The sequence below is a fragment of the Neobacillus sp. S1227 genome, assembly GCF_055385255.1.
Genome location: NZ_AP038276.1, coordinates 660,005 through 676,731, shown reverse-complemented (window position 1 = coordinate 676,731; position 16,727 = coordinate 660,005). Strand labels below are relative to the sequence as shown.

Genomic DNA, 16,727 nt, shown 5'->3' with positions numbered 1-16,727 from the left:
TTATATATAAAATGAATTTTATAATTCATTTTTACCCCCATAAAGTTATATGAGACATTTTCGTTTATAATAATCCATGGCTTTTTGGTAATCCTCCGGTGTATCTACATCCATGATTACTCCAGGATCATCTGTATTCACATATTTCCTTTCGTAACTGGCGAGGACCGTACGCAAAATTCCTTTAGAATCGGTATCTATAATTCTCTGTTTCACTTCACTTGACAATTTGATCGGGTGGCCGCCTTTATAGTTAAAGCTGGGAATCACAACGTCCCCTCTTTGCATGGCGATTAGCTGCACGGTCTCTTTCTTAACAAGTGGACAATCCCCCGGTGTTAGAAAGAAGGCTTGGTCGCTTACTTCACGACAGCCCATTTGTATGGAACTGAACATGCCTTGGTCAAAGTTTTCATTGTAAACAAACTTCATCTGGAATGAATAGGCATTTTTATTGCTGATTTTGGTTATTTCCCTTTCGATGATTTCCGCTTGAAACCCCGTTACGATAATGGCCCTGCTGATTAACCCTTCAAATTTAGAAATCGTTTGCTCCAATATCGTCATATGCCCCAGCGGCAAAGTCATTTTATAGGTATTCGCCCGGCTGGAATATCCAGCAGCCAAGATGATTGCTTCTATTTTTGGTCACCTCCATGATAAATACAAACTAGGATGCTGGCGCGAAATAACTTTTTGAATTTTCATATTATTATGATATCATAGACGTATACTATACGAAAAATATATAATTTATATAGAAATCATATATTATTTAAATAGATGGAGAAATAAATGGATATCAAACAATTACGGTATTTTATAGCGATAGCTGAGGAAAAGAATATAACTGCTGCCGCTGCTCGGCTACATATGTCTCAACCGCCTCTTAGTATGCAGCTGAAACAATTAGAAGAAGAGCTTGGTGTTAAATTAATTGAGCGAAATGGCAAGGGTATGGAGTTAACTGATAAAGGAAACGTGCTCTATAAACATGCTTTACTTCTAGTGAACAGTATCCAAGAAATAAAAAATGAATTACAGGAAACAGAAGATGGGAAAAGGGGCGTACTATCTGTAGGGATCAATACCCTATCGGTTACAGGATTTTCAGACATGTTGCAATCCTTCCACAAAAAATATCCGCTTGTTCCATTAAAAATTGTTCAAAATGATTCCCCTCGTTTGGCGGGAATGGTAAAATCAAGAGCCATTGAGATCGCATTTGTACGTCTTGCCATTGACCATCGCGGCTTGACTTATCATCACCTTATTAATGAGAACTTTCTTTTCGTAAGCAGTAAAAAGATAAAGGCAAATATGATCTCTTTGAAAGAGATTTCCCATATGCCCCTTATTATTCCGAGTTCTGAGGGTCTAGGCATCTATAATACAATTTTTGAAGCCTTTTCTAGACAAAAGCTGCAACCATTAATTATTGGTGAATGCTCTGATATGCATGTATTAATGGAGATGGTTAAGGGGGGAATGGGGGTAACCATCGTACCAAAATCTGTATTAGAGGTCTATGGGAACAGTGGTCTCTACTCTACACCAATTAGGGATGCCAATTTAATCTCTTCTTTAGGCGTCATTTGGCTTGAAAATCATTTTGTCTCCGCCTCTGCTAAAAATTTTATAAAGTTAGTAAATGAATACCTATAGACATCCAAAAAAAGGAACTTAGGGCCGCTTCATAATCATATTCTTACTAAAAAAAACAGGATCACTAAAATAATCAGTGATCCTTCGAATTGATCTATTATCAAATACTTGCTTCTGCCGAATGCTGTGGACCCGAGCACTTTTAGATTTTAAGATTAATAAACTTTGGGCTCTGATATTTTTTTACCTGAAACATATCTTTCTTTAATATTTCTATCATCACCAGTATAGATAAATTTTTGTAATCTTTCTTCTACCGTAAATGTTCTAAAAGCAGGGATATTACGATCGTCAATGACAAGAGCGTCAAACTCATAATCTTCTTCAAAACTTCCTACTTTTCCAAAGAATTTACCCCCGCCTTTTGTTGCCAGATAAAATAAATCCGCAGTGCTTAAAGGCTTATCAACTCTATTGCTTTCAATCCATTTGATATTTGCAGCCTGTGCACTACTGGTAATGACGTTCATCATTGATAAACTGTGCCCACCTGATATATCGCTTGCAAGTCCCACAGACACACCTCTTGAAACCAGTCTTCTTATTGGTGCAATACCACTTGATAAATTAAAGTTTGAATTAGGACTATGTGCAACATATAAATCTTTTTTTGCCATAAGTTCAATTTCATCCTCATCAACTAAAATGCAGTGTGCCATTATAGTAGGTACATCTCCAAATAAACCAGCGCCATTATATATTTCAGCGTAATTTTTATACTCAGGATGTAATGATCTTACAAAACTAATTTCACCATAATTCTCACATAAATGAGACTGTACAGGAACATTATATTTTTCAGCTAACTCTCCTAGCCCTTTCAGAAGTTCAAAGCTACAGCTAGGAACAAATCTAGGTGTAACAATTGGCTTTACCAATTCATATTTGTCGGCATATTCTTCTAAGATTTCTTCAGTGTCATTAAGCGAAGCTTCTGTCGTTTCCGTCAAATAATCTGGTGAATTTCTGTTCATATTCACCTTTCCAACATAGGCTCCAAGACCTGAATCTGCGAATAGATCCATCAATAATTTTGTTGTATTTTTATGAATTGTTGCGAAAACACAGGACCTGGTAGTACCGAACCTCCACAGTTCCCTTATTAAGGAAGAATATACCTTTCTAGCATAATGAACATCCGAATATTTCGATTCCTCCGGGAATGTATATGCTTCTAGCCATGGCATTAATTCTTTATCAAGACCTAATCCTAGGTTAGCAAACTGTGGTGCATGTAAATGAAGATCAACAAAACCAGGTATGATTAAAGAATCACCATAGTCTTCTATCCTTATATTCCTATATTTTTCTGTAAGTTCTTTATAAACACCTTTAATACTTTTTCCATGTACCACAATATATCCATCTTCCATTATTTCATATTTGCCGAATTCCTTAGTAAAAATAATATTGCCTTTAACAGCAAAAATTTCTCCCATTAAAAATTCCCCTTTCTAAATTCCCCATTTAAACTTAAAAACGGGTGCTGAACATAAAAAGACTACAAGAATAAACTAAAGCTAATACAACTTAGCTTCAGATTATTCTTGTAGTCAGGTAGTTTACGGCAACCCGGTAGAGACAATTAGACCAAATTTCTAATTGTATACAAGAAAATAGATTTCTTCATTTCAAGAATCTGAGCCGCCTGGATAATTCAGGCGGCTTTTATTCCATTTATTTGAACATAAAATAAATAAGGAAGATCGCAAAGAATAGGTACATGATTGGATTAATTTCCTTGGTTCTTCCCTTCACAATCATGGTGATCGGGTAGAAAATAAAGCCAACGGCAATACCAGTTGCAATGCTGTAAGTAAGCGGCATAGTAATCATGGTTAAAAATGCAGGAACGGCAATTTCGAATTTTTTCCAGTCTATTTCTCCAAGCGATGATGCCATTAATATTCCGACGATAATCAATGCCGGTGCCGTAACAGGTGTTGTAATAACGGATAAAAGCGGGAAGAAAAAGAGTGAAAGAATAAAGCATCCAGCTGTGACCAATGAAGCAAATCCTGTCTTCGCTCCCGATGCTACCCCTGCAGATGATTCAATATAAGAAGTAGTTGTTGAAGTACCCAGCACCGCACCTGCCATTGTGGCAATGGAGTCTGCCAACAACGCTTTGCCGGCATTTGGAAGTTTGTTATCCTTCATTAAGCCCGCTTGGTTGGCAACTGCGACAAGGGTTCCTGCATTATCAAAGAAGTCAACGAATAAGAAAGTAAGAACAATCCCCAGCATGGCGGTTGACCAGAATGAAGGGTCGCCAAAGGCCGAAAATACGGCGCCAAAGGTTGGTTTAATATCTGGCACACCGCCAACCACATGATGCGGAAGGGAAATTTGCCCGAAAATCATTCCAACAACAGCTGTTATAATCATTCCGAAGAATACTGCTGCTTTAACTCCTCTAGTCATCATAATAACCGTAATGAGAATTCCAAAAATCGTTAAAAGTGCAGTCGGGCTGGTTATCTTCCCTAAACCGACCAGCGTAGCGTCATTTTTAACAATAATGCCCGATCCCTGCAAGCCGATAAAGGTAATAAATAAACCAATCCCCGCTCCAACAGCATGCTTTAATTCAACCGGAATCGCGTTGATGATTTTTTCACGAATGCCGGTAAGTGTTAAGAGAAAGAAGAACACACCAGAAATCAATACCGCACCTAGGGCGTGCTGCCAAGGAATGCCGCTTCCCAAAACAACGGTATAGGCAAAGAAAGCATTTAACCCCATCCCCGGTGCCAGCGCTAATGGGTACTTACCGAGCAGTCCCATCACAATCGAGCCAACAGCAGATGCAATTGCCGTAGCCACGAAGACAGCACCATAATCCATTCTTAACGCATCCGGAAAATCCTTAATACTTGCTAAGGAAAGTGTCAGTGGATTGACTACTAAAATATACGCCATCGCTAAAAAAGTGGTTAAGCCGCCAATGAATTCTTGACGATAACTAGTCCCCAATTTTTCAAACTCATAATAACTCTTCATCCCATTTCCCCCTGAAAATTTTTTTCTACTAAAAAAACTCCCCGGCAGCTACCAGTGCGTTTGACTATGGTTCTGTAAATATATTGGAGTGAGTCCCTTCCCATTTAACACTTTGCTCGTAGTCAAGCCCTTTAAGGCGGCTTGGTAGAAACTTTTGGGCCATATCCCCAATATTATACGTTTGATATCTTATCAATGAATCATGTCAGCATCAGGAAAAAGGACGAATATTTTTTGAATTATTTCGGGAAATGTTCTTATTTGCTCCCACTCAATTTTTTCCAGCAGCATGCTCGTATGGTCATACACTATCCGCTAGACGTGAGGGACTTCGTATCCATACGAGATGCAATTGTTTCAAGCACTTCCCAAGATAACACTTAGGATGGATATTTTATCAAATACTTGCTTCTGCCGAATGATCCGGCTTGAGATCTTCTAATATATCAATACTCTTTTGTTCCTCCCTTTTGTTTAAAAATAGATTGAGCCCAATAGCGGTAAAACTACCTATTACGATTCCGTTTTGGAAAATTAAGCGTAATCCCTCTGGTAATTTAGCAAATGCGTCAGGGACAACTGCTGCACCCAGACCAATTCCTACCGAAACAGCTATAATCAGTAGATTTTCATTTTTATGAAAATCGACCCGGGAAAGCATTTTGACCCCAGAAGAAATCACCATACCAAACATCGCAATCATTGCTCCTCCAAGAACAGGATTTGGAATGATGGTTGTAAGCGCTGCCACTTTTGGCACCAATCCTAATATCATCAGGATCACACCAGCGGCAATGACTACATTCAGTGTTTTAATTCTCGTTAGGGCAACCAACCCAACATTTTGGGAAAATGAGGTGTATGGAAAGGAGTTAAAGATTCCTCCAAGAACACCAGCCAAACCTTCCGCCCTCAGTCCTTTTTTGATGTCTTCCGATTCCAGTTTCCTATCGCAGACTTCCCCCAATGCCAGGAATACACCTGTGGATTCGATCATGCTTACAATGGCGACAAGAGTCATGGAAAGAATTGCGGTTACATGGAAAGTGGGAACCCCGAAGTAAAAGGGCTGCACCATGTGAAACCAGGAAGCCTCCCCAACTGGCGACAAATTCACCATTCCCAGACCCGCAGCTGCCAGAGTACCTATAATCATGGATAGCAGAACAGAAACTGCCTTTATGTAGCCTGAACTGTATCGGTTGATTACTATTATCAGGACTAGTGTCAATGCTGCCAGTAATAAATTTCGCGGATTCCCAAAATCAGGTGCCCCTGCTCCACCTGCAACGTTGTTCATCGCCACAGGAATAAGTGATATCCCAATGATCGTTACAACAGCTCCTGTTACGACAGGCGGAAAAAACCTCATTACCTTACTCATAAATTGAGCAAGTATCATAACTATGATCCCGGAGACGATAATGGCACCATAAATGGCGCTAATGCCTTGAAGTTTTCCAATGGCAATCATCGGCCCGACGGCAGTAAAAGTACACCCCAATATAACTGGAAGCTTGATTCCGAAATTCCTTCCTCCAACCACTTGAAGCAATGATGCAATTCCGCAGGTGAACAAGTCGATGGAGATAAGGTAAGCCAATTGCTCCGCGGTCATGCCCACTGCAGGTCCTACAATAAGGGGAACGATTACGGCCCCAGCATACATGGCCAATACATGCTGAAGACCTAAAGTTCCTAGTTTCCATGGAGTTAACTTTTCCACTAATTCTCCTCCCTTGGTAAAAAAATTTCTTTGATCATTGTGACCATTTCCATATCATAGGATTTTAATCCTAAAATTTTTTCTATTTGCGGCATTCCCCCTTTCAAAAAATATAGTTCCGTTTTTTACAAGTCCAAAAGATGCCGTCTAAAATAGCCCCTTCTTGAATGGACGAGGCAACAAACAAGCTTACGGTAAGGTTAAACAAAGGTTTGCGAAAAGCATTGTAGCAGTTATTGAGAAGGTATTTCTGAAATAGCTTTAGAAAGATTCATAGAAGCAAACAATAATTATAAACGTAGTCATCTAATGAAATTTTCCTTTATTTCAGTAAATGGTAGATGCAATGGTCCGGCGAGGATTCTTCATAAAGGATATAATTCTGGTAAATATATTTTTACAAGTTAAAGATAGTGGATATGTATTTATTTGAATATTAGCAATTTTTGTACACCCTTACCAATATTTAATTTGTATGTTTACTATATGACTAACCTAATAATTACTCTTTATTTGTTGTTTTTTTTAAAATCAGTTAATTATTCTTATCACTTTTTATTTTTGTTATAGTCAAACTATTCTAATTTTAGTATCAGGGCATTTACCGTTTGAGCAAAGGTCAATATGAGAGGAATAAAGTTAAATAGTGACCTGCAGAAATATTTAATTAGGTGGAAATAAGAACCCCCGATTCAAATAGGAGAAGCAGTTGAAAAGGTTATGAAGTTTGCCCGCTTTGGAGAATTGGAGGAAATAAAGCTTGAACAAGCTTATGGAAGATATTTATGCGAGGATTTAATCGCAGACCATGATGTACCTCATTTTGATCGTTCTGGGTATGACGGTTTTGCGATTTGTTCAAAGGATTCACTGATTCACTAGCAGCTAGCAGTCACGAACCTGTTGTTTTTGAAGTCATTGAAGAAATCGGTGCTGGTTATGTTGGAACAAAAAAAGTGAAACCATTTCAAGCAGTCCGTATTATGACAGGTGCACAAATGCCAGATCTTTGTGATACTGTTGTCTTACTTGAGTTAACAAGGGAATTTGAGCAAGACGAAAAAAAACACATGGCCATCGATCGTTCATATCAAGCGGGTGACAATGTAACTTTTAGTGGAGAAGATGTAAAAAAAGGAACTATACTAGGCACTTGCCTTTTTTTAGCTCGAAAATGATATTTCATTAAAAGAATGATTCAGCGGTTATGAGTCTCTCATAATTAACACTGCCACAAATTAAGAAAAAAAACAGTGTGAAAAATAGATGAGTTACTATTTTTTCACACTGTCTACATTATTAAAATCATATTACTCTTAATGTTTAGTAAGGAGTTTTTGCACCGAGATATCTAGTCTTCCAATAGGTAGATGTCATATCTGAGATTGTTACACCTGTTGAGGCTGCGCTGATAAATTTGTTGTTTCCTAAATAGATGCCTACATGGGATGGTCCGAGTTTATAGGTTTGAAAGAAAACAAGATCTCCTACGCTTGGCGAAGCCACTGGTGTGGTTGCATCCCATTGTGTTGCAGCAGTCCGTGGTAAGGAGATGCCGACTTTATTAAACACATATACAGTAAAGCCACTGCAATCGAAACCTGCTGGAGTGTTTCCTCCCCATTTATACGGCGAACCAAGATATTTCTTAGCCTCTTCGATCACTCCCTGAACGAGAGAAGCTGATGACGTTGCAGGTTTTTGAGCTGCTTCAGTAGCAGGTGCTGGCTTTTGAACCGGTGCTGCTGGTGTACTGGATGTTGCCGGTGCTTTTTCCTGCGCTGCTGGTGTGCTGGATGTTACCGGCGCTTTTTCCGTCGCTGCTGGTGCACTTGGTGTTACCGGCACTTTTTCTGTCGCTGCTGGTGCACTTGGTGTTACCGGCGCTTTTTCTGTCGCTGCTGGTGCACTTGGTGTTACCGGCGCTTTTTCTGTCGCTGCTGGTGCACTTGGTGTTACCGGTGCCTTTTCCTGCGCTGCTGGTGCACTTGGCGTTACCGGCGCTTTTTCCTGCGTAGCTGGTGTTCTGGATGTTGCCGGTGCTTGTCCGGTTGTTGCTCCAGAAGTTACTGCAGAATTCTCTTCAGCTTTTGGATTAGAAACTCCCTCAGTGGTACCCGTTTCCGGTACTCTTGATGTTGCCTCTGTGCTTTGTGATGATCCTGCATTTGAAGCGGCAGGAGCGCTCGGAGTTGATCCAGCACTTGAAGCTGATGCTATATTTCCAGTTGTAACTGATTCTGATTTCGCAACGGTCGCGGGATTTTCCACACCACTAACCTTTAACGTCTGTCCAGCATAAATCATGTCAGAGGATAACTGGTTTATTGCTTTAAGCTGGGACACTGATAGATTAAACCGGGCTCCGATGACTGAAAGAGAATCTCCTTTTTGAACTTTATAAGAAGAATCATTTGAATTTGTTGCTACAATTTTTAATGACTGTCCAATTCGAATAAAACTTGATGTCATGCCATTCAACCGTTTTAGTTCCTCTACGGTTGTACCATTATCCTTAGCAATTTTCCAAAGACTATCTCCTCGTTTGACTGTGTATGTAAGTGATAGTTTCTGATTGACATAGATGGTATCACTTGAAAGAGAATTCCATTCTTTTAATTGGTTAATAGATACATGATTCGAACTGGCAATTTTCCAAAGGCTGTCACCAGGACGAACCGTATATGCGGGTTCTTGTGCACTTGCTGTGGCCCCAAAAGCAGTAAGGACGAGCCCAGCTGTTGCAGCTGCTGTTACTAGATTTTTCTTCACTGTTTTACTTCCTACCTTTCATTATTTTGCTCCAATAAGACATAATAATGAAATGACCAACAAAATAACATCCACCAAAAGTGGTAGTTCGTTTTTAATCTACTAATATGCATACAAAATTGGTAGAATCTATACTTTTTATTACAAATAGTATTTTAATAATTTCGCAGGGAAAATAATGAAATCAAGGAAATTCTATGTCCGCAGTTTTCCGTCTGTAATATACTTGTAATCATTTTGTAATATTTAATCATATGACAAAATGTGACAACAACCGTTTTCATCAAAGTCAGCTTGTTATTCCTAGGAAGGGATGACTGGTATGGAATACTCTGATTTCTACCAAATTTATCCATACTAATCATTACAAACAAAAAAACTCTAATAGTATTTGATACTGTTAGAGCTTTTTCATCTTAATGTTCTACAGATAAGGATCCGGTTTTATTTTAAGTACTTATAAAATATTTTTTCTAACTGCATTGGAAGACATAATCATCGTAACTAACCTAATTTCTTTTATCTTTAATTGCTTTTCTCTAGAAGGAAGTCGTCTGGATTCAATTCAGGCCCTAACTCATTTTTTAGATATTCTTCATACAATTTATGTAGATATTGTTCTTTACCTAGTTTTGATAATTCACTGTTAACCCAGTCCTTCAATTCCTTATTGCCTTCTTTCACCGCAGGAGCCCAAGGGGTGGGTTCAATTTGTTCTGGAAGTACATGGAACTCTGGATTTTGACGTGCCCAGTAGTAAAGCACCACGTTATCTTGCAAGTATGCATCTGCACGGCCATCTTTTAATGCTTGAAAAGCCTCCGTGTTCATCTCAAATTTAGTTAGCTGAGCGCTTGGGATGTTTTTTGTCAAATATAAGTCCCCTAGTGATCCTTTAACCACCACAACCTTCTTACCAGCTAGGTCCTTCACCGACTTAATACCGCTGTCTTTTCTTGTTAATACTTGAGCTGCTGTTTGAAAGTGCGGGTCGGTAAAATCTACCACTTCCTCACGTTCTTTCGTTACCGACATTGTCGCAAGAATGATATCTACTTTATTGGATTGAAGATAAGGAACTCGATTGGGACCCGATACCGGAACCAACTCGATTTTGGACTCATCCCCTAGTAAATCCTTTGCAAAGCGCTTGGCCAGTTCGATTTCAAATCCAACTGTTTCACCTTTTTCGTTAACCGAACCAAATGGGGGAAAATCAGTCTTTACTCCGACGATTAATTTACCTCGATCCTTGATCTTTTGAATCTCACTGCTCGCTTCTGCCTTAGATGCTTCTTTTTTATTTCCATCGCCTGTCGTTTCGGTAGAACCGCAACCTGCTAACAAAATGAATACCATAATACTAAAGAATACTAATGTTCCAAATTTTTTCATCCTAATTCTCTCCCTCTCTCTACTTCTAAATAGAAAAATTGATCTAAAAATTGTTTTGCTCTCTTTGTTTTCGGTGATGAGAAGAATACCTCTGGCTCCCCTACTTCGCTAATTCTTCCCTGATCCATAAAGACAATTTTATCGGCAATAGCTCTCGCAAATCCCATCTCATGTGTAACCATTAGCATGGTCATGCCTTCTTCTGCTAAAGATAGGATCACTTCCAGAACTTCTTTCACCATTTCCGGGTCTAAAGCAGCCGTCACTTCATCAAATAACATGACTTCGGGATTCATACAAAGAGCCCGAACAATAGCAATCCGTTGCTGCTGTCCGCCGGAAAGCTGACTTGGATAGACATCTTTTTTCTCTAGGAGTCCCACTCTTTTTAATAATCGTTCTGCTTGAGCAATGGCTTCGGCCTTAGCCCGTTTTTGAACCTGAATGGGTCCCAACAAAATATTCTCCATGACGGTCATGTGGGGAAACAAGTGATAGCTTTGAAAGACCATTCCAATCCGCTGCCTCATTTCCTTCCAAGGTGCAGAGTTTGTCCCTAGCTCTAGATTATGAAAATGGACCGAACCTGATTGAAACTCTTCTATCCCGTTTAAGCAACGCAACAAGGTACTTTTTCCACAGCCACTTGGACCGATAATCACCACCACCTCCCCTTTCTTAACCTGAAGGTTGATATTTGTTAATACTTGATGTTTCCCAAAAGATTTTGTTAAATTATTTAATTTCAAAAGGGGTTCCTGCACACCATTTCCTCCTTTAGGCATAACGCCATTTCCTCTCTAACTTTTTTGACCATAAGGACAATGGGTAACATATTAAGAAATAAAGAATAAATAGAGTCGTATACATCAGGACTGATTGACCCGTTCGTTCAATGATCTGCTGCCCAACCTTGATCATTTCAATCACACCAATTAGTACAGACAAGGATGTTGATTTAATGATTCTTGTAAAAATGTTCATTACAGGCGGTACCATCCTTCTTAAAGCTTGCGGAATAAGAATGAACCGATATAGTTGATAGCTGCTTAAACCAATACTATTTCCTGCCTCCGTCTGCCCCTTGGGAAGGGACTGAACGGCTCCTCTTACAATTTCCCCCACCTCTGCAATTCCCCAAAGAGAAAGAGCCAGGACAGCAGCGAAAATACTCGAGACCTCTACTCCCCACAAAATGGGAAGTCCAAAGTAAAAGAAAAACATGAAGACAAGAACGGGAATAGCACGGAATATTTCAATATATCCCCGAGTTATGATTCTTAGCCACCGAAAAGGAATGGTTCGCAAAATCCCAAAAAGAAGCCCTCCTAAACTGCTAAACAATAAAGAATACACAGCAACTAATAGCGTTTGCTTAACACCTTGCCAAAGTAACGGGAGAGACTCCAGATACGCACTAAGCTCGAAGTTGTCCATAACTCATTTTCCTTTCCAAAATAGATAACAAGCCGGATAGAGGCAAAATGAGCAACAGGTAAAATGCTGCTAATAAGGTAAACATCTCAAACGTTTTATAATAAGTTGCAATTAAGTCCGTTGTCGTATAGAGAAGTTCAGGCACAGCAACGGCAGAAACAATAGAAGTTTCCTTCAATAAAAAAATACAATTCCCAACCAGGGCCGTAATAGATATATTGATTGTTTGAGGAAATAGGACAAAGCGAAATAACTGCCATTTTGATAAACCGATAGATAAACCCGACTCTACTTGACTCTTATGGATTGCTTCTAACCCTGAACGAAACACTTCCGTCATATATCCTCCACCAAGAAATGTCATAGCTAAAATAGCTGTCGATATCCCCGAAAGCTTTACTCCAAATGCAGGAAGAGCGAAGTAAAGAAAGAATAGTTGAATTAACAATGGGGTATTTCTAGCAAGTTCAACATACAGCTGGATACCTCTTTTTACCCATCGGTTCCCATAGAAATAAAACATCGTGCTTACACTTCCGACTAATATTGAAGTGAGAATGACAGTGAAACCAATTTTCAGGGTTACCCATGCTCCCTCTATAAAACGAGGCACTTGTTCTAGCATGAATGTCGTATCAAACATCAACTTAATTGTCACCCTTTCTTTTTAAATGAAGTAGTCAATGAACCGCAAAATAGTAAAATACGAATCTAAAAAACAGAAAAGGCCCTTCTTTGCCATAATAAATAGAATACATATCTACTCATTATGAGAAATAAGGGCCTTCAGTGGACTGATTGGCAAATTCTTATCCATATTTTTACACAAAGCGATTATATAACCAACTATTCCTACCTGTCAACTGTGATTTATAAAAAAAGAAATCTAACATAATCTAGCCTTCATTTAATGCCTTTTGTACAGCTGCATAAGCATGGATATAGGTCGTATCAAACAGAGGGACCCCTAGGACATCCTCGTCTTTTATTAATAATGTAATTTCCGTACAACCTAGAATAATCCCTTCGGCTCCTTGATTATTTAACTTTCTAATTACTTCTTTATACTTTTCTCTGGATGTATCGTGGATCTGTCCGATACATAATTCATTATAGATGATATCATTCATTACCATTTGATCTTCTTTTTCTGGAACTAAAATGTCCAGTCCATAATAATCTCTTAATCTTCCAAGATAAAAATCATTCGTCATCGTAACAGATGTCCCCAGGAAGCCCGCCTTCTTTATACCAGCCGCCACAATTTGCTTGGCCGTTTCATCAAGGATATGAAGAAATGGGACATGAACTGCATCCATTATTTGGTCCGCAACCTTGTGCATCGTATTAGAACAAAGCATGATAAAATCACAACCAGATTTCTCCAACAACTGGGCCTTCTCTGACAAAATGGCCCCAATTTTATCCCATTGCTCTTTTTCTTTATACTTTAGAATCTCTTCCCTATCTACACTATACAAAATTAATTCTACCTGAGCATATCTTCCTTTTTGAACTTTCGCCAACCTATTCATAATCCGATAATACTCTAATGTAGATTCCCAACTTAATCCACCGATCATGCCTATTTTCTTCATCATTTAGCCTCTCATCTATAATTCCGGGGACACTATAAGAAAATGCGTGTGGAATAATCGCATTACTTTCCAATCAAATGACTTGTTCCACGCCGCCCACTAACCATTAAAAATTGACAAAAATTTCTTGGCCGGGTTGTAGAGTTTCTACATCTTCAATTTCAACCGTTTCAGGATATTTGAGACCTAAACCTGTATTGAGACACACAACATGCTCATCTGCTTGTATCCAGCCTTGTTCACGTAAGCTCTTAGCAGCGGCAAAGGTTGCTGCTCCTTCTGGACAAATGAAGTTTCCTTCTAATGAGGCTACTAGCTTTTGCGCCTTTAATAATTCCTCTTCTGAAATGGCAATTGCACATCCTTCAGTTGCATAAATCCCTTCTAGGACTAAGAAATCACCTAAAGCTTTAGGGACATTGATACCAAATGCACATGTCTTCGAATTCTCAAAGAATTTGGATTCCTTTTCACCTTTTTTCCATGCTTCTACAATTGGTGCACAACCCTCTGCCTGAACGGCTACTAATCGAGGGAGTTTCCCCTCCACTATCCATCCTAATTGTTGTAACTCAAGAATGGCTTTATATATTCCAATGATACCTACTCCGCCACCCGTTGGATACAAAATAACATCTGGTACCTTCCATCCAAATTGTTCGACAATCTCGTAGCCCATCGTCTTTTTACCCTCAATACGATAGGGCTCTTTCAGTGTAGAAGCGTCATATACTCCATGGTTTTGAACTAAATTGCCAACGACCTTACCTGCATCACTAATCAAACCGTTGATTAAATGCAAGTCGCCGCCAGCAATATACACCTCTTTACGAGTAATTTGCGGGGCATCTAAAGGCATCACAATCGTAGCTTTAATATTTGCTTTTGCGGCATATAACGCCCAAGCTGCACCTGCGTTGCCATTTGTTGGCATAGCTAATTGTTTAACACCTAATTCTTTGGCCTTTGAAATACCAACACTGGCACCCCGAGTTTTAAAAGAACCTGTTGGAATGACACCTTCATCTTTTATGTATAAATTAGTTAACCCGTACTCCGCACCTAGAGATGGGAGTTTCTCAAACGGTGTCATTCCCTCGCCGAGCGTTACGACATTCTCCTCGTCATGAACAGGCAGCAACTCATGATAACGCCATAAGCTATTGGGGCGATTGGCAATTTCCTCACGTGACACATTTTCTTTTACTTTCTCTAAGTCATAGCGCACTAATAGCGGTGAACCACAGGTACATAATTGATTTATTTCTTTCTCATCGTACGTTTCGCCGCATTTTGGGCACTCTAAATGAGAAATATAGCTGAAAACGCTCATTTCTTCTCCTCCTAAAAATAAAAGACCACAATCCTTCACCTTTTAAAAGGTGAAGAATTGTAGTCTTTGGTAGTCCAATCGACAAATATATTATTAAACTAATTAATATAATAGTCTCACTTATCCGATAAGTCAACTATGAATTAAAAAAATCATAGTTGTTGCCGATAGGAATTATTACAGGAGTAAATCCGACAATTTCCCGCAAAATAATTAATAATAGAGGTTATTTTATTGATGATCAGGTTCTCAATTTACACTATTTAAAGTCTAACTCGATAAAAGTAAAGTTATAATTTATTATTGTAAATGTATTACGTTACTTACCTTTTTTTGCAAAAAAATAGGTGGTGATACGCTGGTGAGAATTTGTAATCACTAAACAGCATCCATGGTTATTTCCTGCAAAAAGTAAAACCATTAATAAAATGGAAGGAAGTTGGATTGTATGGGCGTTCAAAACATTTTTGTGAATTTGCCAGTTAAAAACCTGGAACGAACAATGGAGTTTTTTTCAAAGGTAGGTTTTGAGTTCAATCCCCAGTTCACCAATGAATCAGCCGCTTGCATGGTAATTGGCCAGAATATCTATGCCATGCTTTTAGTTGAGCAGTATTTTAAATCTTTTACAAAAAGGGAAATTCCCGATACGGAAAAAAATTCAGCAGCTATTGTCGCTTTGTCCGTTGAAAGCAGGCAAGAGGTGGATGAAATCGCAGACAAGGCATTGGCAGCCGGAGCAACACTTACAAACGATCCTCAGGACCATGGCTTCATGTACTCACGAAGCTTCGCCGACCTTGACGGCCATCTATGGGAAGTATTTTTCATGGAAGCATCCCATGTAGAAAATAGTTGATTTTCTAAATCAACCCTACAAAAAATATTAAGTACTTATAAACTAAAAGGCACAATTCCGTAACAAGAATTGTGCCTTTTAGTTATATTAAAGGTTAGTTTATTGAATAGTAGTGAAGAAAAACGTTTTTAGATATCTAGAAAACACTTGATCAAGGGTGGTATACATGCCCGGCACATCCTGTTCAAGGCATTATAGGTTATCCGCACCTGTTTAACCAAGCAGTTATTAAACATGTTGTCATCTTTTCTGTACCAGTCCAAGTGCCCACATCTGAAATTTAGCCTCCCGCTTACTTCTTCTTATGCACTCATCCCAACCCATGTTGAAGATCCTCATCAATCAGATACTCAAAGCAATCCAGCAAACTTCCGCCGGATATCACGCACTTTGTTTAGTGCTCTACTCACGACTCTTGTATAAATATCGTTCCTTTAGATAATAGCAGCGCTAAACGAAAAGAATAATTTTTTCTGTCAGGATGTGTTTGTTATAGTAAATATAGAACAGTTCTGTTATACTAAGTATAGAACAAAGAAGGATGGAGATGTTTGAATGGTGATCCTAGATCCCGAATCCAATATTCCGTTATATATGCAGCTTCGAACTCAAATAATTGAATCTATTGTACGCGGAAATTTATCAAAGGGTGATACACTACCTTCTGTTCGAGGGTTAGCTGGTGATTTAGGCATTAACATGCACACTGTCAATAAAAGCTATCATGAACTTGAGGCCAAGGGAATCATTGAAATTGTTCCAAAAAAAGGAGCAGTTATTATTGCAGATATAGAGAAAGGACCTTCAAAAACACAGCGTGAGGACATTACTGAAGAGTTAAGACCCGCCATAGCTGAAGCGCTCGTACATGGCATGAAGGAAGAAGATCTGTATCAGTTAATTTCAGATATTATTTTAAAAATGAAGGAGGTGTGATCA

General features: G+C 38.9%; 14 protein-coding genes, 1 pseudogene and 2 riboswitches. Of the genes and pseudogenes, 4 read left to right on the top strand and 11 right to left on the bottom strand.

Features of this window, described 5'->3' with window-relative positions; translation table 11 throughout:
• Positions 1-45: 45 nt before the first annotated feature.
• Positions 46-627 (bottom strand): nucleotidyltransferase family protein, encoded by a 582-nt coding sequence (locus tag ACZ5AE_RS03340; RefSeq protein WP_464569462.1) that lies wholly within the window; start codon positions 625-627, stop codon positions 46-48.
• 168 nt (positions 628-795) lie between these two features.
• Between ACZ5AE_RS03340 and ACZ5AE_RS03335 the strand changes: the two genes are divergently transcribed.
• Complete coding sequence (locus ACZ5AE_RS03335; protein WP_464569460.1) at positions 796-1,665, top strand: LysR family transcriptional regulator; 870 nt, start codon at positions 796-798, stop codon at positions 1,663-1,665.
• Positions 1,666-1,820: 155 nt separating this feature from the next.
• On the opposite strand, the gene guaD is transcribed toward ACZ5AE_RS03335, so the two are convergent.
• The 3 genes from guaD to ACZ5AE_RS03320 all read right to left on the bottom strand — a co-directional run bounded on the left by guaD (position 1,821) and on the right by ACZ5AE_RS03320 (position 6,394).
• Positions 1,821-3,104, bottom strand: coding sequence for a guanine deaminase (guaD, locus tag ACZ5AE_RS03330; protein ID WP_464569458.1), 1,284 nt, complete (start codon positions 3,102-3,104; stop codon positions 1,821-1,823).
• A gap of 91 nt (positions 3,105-3,195) precedes the next feature.
• Positions 3,196-3,297, bottom strand: a riboswitch (purine riboswitch).
• A gap of 45 nt (positions 3,298-3,342) precedes the next feature.
• Positions 3,343-4,668, bottom strand: a complete 1,326-nt coding sequence (locus ACZ5AE_RS03325) for an NCS2 family permease (RefSeq protein ID WP_464569456.1) — start codon at positions 4,666-4,668, stop codon at positions 3,343-3,345.
• 99 nt (positions 4,669-4,767) lie between these two features.
• Positions 4,768-4,869, bottom strand: a riboswitch (purine riboswitch).
• A gap of 196 nt (positions 4,870-5,065) precedes the next feature.
• Positions 5,066-6,394: a nucleobase:cation symporter-2 family protein gene (locus ACZ5AE_RS03320; RefSeq protein ID WP_464569454.1), complete on the bottom strand. Its 1,329-nt coding sequence runs from the start codon at positions 6,392-6,394 to the stop codon at positions 5,066-5,068.
• 720 nt (positions 6,395-7,114) lie between these two features.
• Here ACZ5AE_RS03320 and ACZ5AE_RS03315 point away from each other — a divergent pair.
• Positions 7,115-7,542, top strand: a pseudogene (locus ACZ5AE_RS03315) (molybdopterin molybdenumtransferase MoeA); the annotation flags it as partial.
• 175 nt (positions 7,543-7,717) lie between these two features.
• Here the strand turns inward: ACZ5AE_RS03315 and ACZ5AE_RS03310 are convergent.
• The 7 genes from ACZ5AE_RS03310 to ACZ5AE_RS03280 form a co-directional block, all read right to left on the bottom strand.
• Complete coding sequence (locus ACZ5AE_RS03310; protein ID WP_464569452.1) at positions 7,718-9,166, bottom strand: C40 family peptidase; 1,449 nt, start codon at positions 9,164-9,166, stop codon at positions 7,718-7,720.
• Positions 9,167-9,691: 525 nt separating this feature from the next.
• Positions 9,692-10,561 carry a transporter substrate-binding domain-containing protein gene (locus ACZ5AE_RS03305; RefSeq protein WP_464569449.1) on the bottom strand — a complete coding sequence of 290 codons (870 nt, stop codon included), beginning with the start codon at positions 10,559-10,561 and terminating at the stop codon, positions 9,692-9,694.
• Positions 10,558-11,346: an amino acid ABC transporter ATP-binding protein gene (locus ACZ5AE_RS03300; RefSeq protein ID WP_464569447.1), complete on the bottom strand. Its 789-nt coding sequence runs from the start codon at positions 11,344-11,346 to the stop codon at positions 10,558-10,560. The genes ACZ5AE_RS03305 and ACZ5AE_RS03300 overlap by 4 nt, the downstream gene beginning before the upstream one ends.
• Positions 11,339-11,998, bottom strand: coding sequence for an amino acid ABC transporter permease (locus ACZ5AE_RS03295; protein ID WP_464569445.1), 660 nt, complete (start codon positions 11,996-11,998; stop codon positions 11,339-11,341). Before ACZ5AE_RS03295 ends, ACZ5AE_RS03300 begins: the two co-directional genes overlap by 8 nt.
• Positions 11,979-12,641, bottom strand: coding sequence for an amino acid ABC transporter permease (locus tag ACZ5AE_RS03290; RefSeq protein WP_464569443.1), 663 nt, complete (start codon positions 12,639-12,641; stop codon positions 11,979-11,981). Before ACZ5AE_RS03290 ends, ACZ5AE_RS03295 begins: the two co-directional genes overlap by 20 nt.
• A 253-nt stretch (positions 12,642-12,894) precedes the next feature.
• Complete coding sequence (locus ACZ5AE_RS03285; RefSeq protein WP_464569441.1) at positions 12,895-13,599, bottom strand: aspartate/glutamate racemase family protein; 705 nt, start codon at positions 13,597-13,599, stop codon at positions 12,895-12,897.
• Positions 13,600-13,702: 103 nt separating this feature from the next.
• The gene (locus tag ACZ5AE_RS03280; RefSeq protein ID WP_464569439.1) at positions 13,703-14,929 is read right to left on the bottom strand and encodes a threonine synthase; all 1,227 of its coding nucleotides are present in this window, start codon (positions 14,927-14,929) and stop codon (positions 13,703-13,705) included.
• A 448-nt stretch (positions 14,930-15,377) separates the two neighbouring features.
• On the opposite strand from ACZ5AE_RS03280, the gene ACZ5AE_RS03275 reads away from it, so the two are divergent.
• Positions 15,378-15,788 (top strand): VOC family protein, encoded by a 411-nt coding sequence (locus ACZ5AE_RS03275; RefSeq protein WP_464569437.1) that lies wholly within the window; start codon positions 15,378-15,380, stop codon positions 15,786-15,788.
• 555 nt (positions 15,789-16,343) lie between these two features.
• A complete protein-coding gene (locus tag ACZ5AE_RS03270) occupies positions 16,344-16,724 on the top strand; it encodes a GntR family transcriptional regulator (RefSeq protein WP_464569435.1) in 381 nt (126 codons plus the stop codon).
• Positions 16,725-16,727 lie beyond the last annotated feature (3 nt).

Bases quoted from the DNA above. Each gene is read 5' to 3' on its own strand.
- ACZ5AE_RS03335 (WP_464569460.1), top strand. From the start codon at position 796: ATGGATATCAAACAATTACGGTATTTTATAGCGATAGCTGAGGAAAAG.
- guaD (WP_464569458.1), bottom strand. From the start codon at position 3,104: ATGGGAGAAATTTTTGCTGTTAAAGGCAATATTATTTTTACTAAGGAA.
- ACZ5AE_RS03325 (WP_464569456.1), bottom strand. From the start codon at position 4,668: ATGAAGAGTTATTATGAGTTTGAAAAATTGGGGACTAGTTATCGTCAA.
- ACZ5AE_RS03305 (WP_464569449.1), bottom strand. From the start codon at position 10,561: ATGAAAAAATTTGGAACATTAGTATTCTTTAGTATTATGGTATTCATT.
- ACZ5AE_RS03300 (WP_464569447.1), bottom strand. From the start codon at position 11,346: ATGCCTAAAGGAGGAAATGGTGTGCAGGAACCCCTTTTGAAATTAAAT.
- ACZ5AE_RS03295 (WP_464569445.1), bottom strand. From the start codon at position 11,998: ATGGACAACTTCGAGCTTAGTGCGTATCTGGAGTCTCTCCCGTTACTT.
- ACZ5AE_RS03290 (WP_464569443.1), bottom strand. From the start codon at position 12,641: ATGTTTGATACGACATTCATGCTAGAACAAGTGCCTCGTTTTATAGAG.
- ACZ5AE_RS03285 (WP_464569441.1), bottom strand. From the start codon at position 13,599: ATGATGAAGAAAATAGGCATGATCGGTGGATTAAGTTGGGAATCTACA.
- ACZ5AE_RS03280 (WP_464569439.1), bottom strand. From the start codon at position 14,929: ATGAGCGTTTTCAGCTATATTTCTCATTTAGAGTGCCCAAAATGCGGC.
- ACZ5AE_RS03275 (WP_464569437.1), top strand. From the start codon at position 15,378: ATGGGCGTTCAAAACATTTTTGTGAATTTGCCAGTTAAAAACCTGGAA.
- ACZ5AE_RS03270 (WP_464569435.1), top strand. From the start codon at position 16,344: ATGGTGATCCTAGATCCCGAATCCAATATTCCGTTATATATGCAGCTT.